This is a genomic window from Desulfosarcina cetonica JCM 12296 (assembly GCF_001311845.1).
Lineage (GTDB): Bacteria > Desulfobacterota > Desulfobacteria > Desulfobacterales > Desulfosarcinaceae > Desulfosarcina > Desulfosarcina cetonica.
The window spans coordinates 1-1408 of the sequence record NZ_BBCC01000448.1 but is presented as its reverse complement, the minus strand read 5'-3'; the positions used below and the strand labels follow the sequence as shown (position 1 = coordinate 1408).

At 65.4% G+C, this 1408-nt stretch carries 1 protein-coding gene and 1 pseudogene; both read left to right on the top strand.

What is annotated here, in order from left to right; genetic code table 11:
- A partial coding sequence (locus tag JCM12296_RS46770; RefSeq protein ID WP_246805330.1) for an FAD-dependent oxidoreductase occupies positions 1-872 on the top strand: 872 nt, incomplete at its 5' end.
- A 108-nt stretch (positions 873-980) separates the two neighbouring features.
- Positions 981-1408: pseudogene (locus JCM12296_RS46765) on the top strand (pyridine nucleotide-disulfide oxidoreductase); the annotation flags it as partial.

Below are 1408 nucleotides of genomic sequence, written 5' to 3'. Positions count from 1 at the left end.
CCGTGGTCTACCGCCGCTCGGCCCAGGAGATGCCGGCCTATGCCGAGGAGATCCAGGGGGCACAAGCGGAAGAGATCCAATTCGCCTTTCTCACGGCGCCGGTGCGCATCCTGGCCGAGAAGGATCGGGTCACGGGATTCGAATGCATGCGCACGGAATTGGGGCCGCCGGACGACACGGGTCGGCGCCGGCCGGTACCGGTGGCAGGCTCGGCCTTTGTCATCGACTGTGACACGGTCATTCCGGCCATCGGCCAGCAGATCGACGTCTCCTGGTCGGCCCAGCTTCCCGACCTGCGGTTGACCGCCCGGAACACCATTGCCGTGAATCCCGTCACCCTGCAGACCACCATCCCCCATCTCTTTGCCGCCGGCGACGCGGTCAGCGGTCCGGCCACGGTGATCGAGGCGGTCGCGGCCGGTCACAAGGCGGCAACGGCCATGGTGCGTTTCATCGAAGGCGCGGACATGGATCAGGTCGCGCGGGACCTGGTCGACCAACCATCGCCGGGCAATCACTGGGCCGACATGGCCGACGATATCGTCCCCCAGCCCAGGGCCGTTCCCGACCACACCGCGGCAGAGGAACGCTCCATGACCTTCGACGAAGTGGACCGGGGACTGAATGAAGCCGACGCCCGTCAGGAAGCGTCCCGCTGTCTGAACTGCGGGGTGTGCAGCGAGTGCATGGCCTGTGTGTCGGCATGCGAGGCCAAGGCCATCGACCATACCATGACCGCCGTCCAGGAAACCCTCAAGGTCGCAGCATCATCCTCGCCACGGGCTACGATCTCATGGACCCCTCGTCCATCAAGCCCCTGGGCTACGGCCGCCTGCCCAACGTCTTCACCAGCCTGGAGTTCGAACGCCTGAGCAACGCCACCGGCCCCACGGGCGGGCAAATTCTCATGCGCGATGCAAACGGCGATTTTAACGAGCCGCCCCAGAGCGTGGCCCTGGTGCACTGCGTGGGCAGCCGGGATGTCAACCACCATCTACTGCTCGCGGGTCTGCTGCATGTACGCCCTCAAGTACAGCCACCTGATCAAGGAAAAGGTCGGCCACCACGCCCAGGTATATGATTTCTACATCGACCAGCGCTGCTTCGGCAAAGGCTACGAGGAGTTCTACCGCCGCTGCCAGGAGGAGGGCACGGTCTTCATCCGCGGCAAGGTGGCCGAGATCAGCGACCAGGCCGAATCCCCGGCGGAAACGGGCAAGCTCGTGGCCATTGCCGAAGACACCCTGCTCGGCGAGCGCATCCGGGTGCCGGTGGACATGGTGGTGCTGTGCAGCGCCATGGAGGCGCGCGCCGACGCGGTGGAAATCGGTCGGTTGTTCGGCGTCAATCCGGGAACGGACGGCTTTTCCTGGAAGAGCATCCCAAACTGGGGCCGCTCAACACCGCC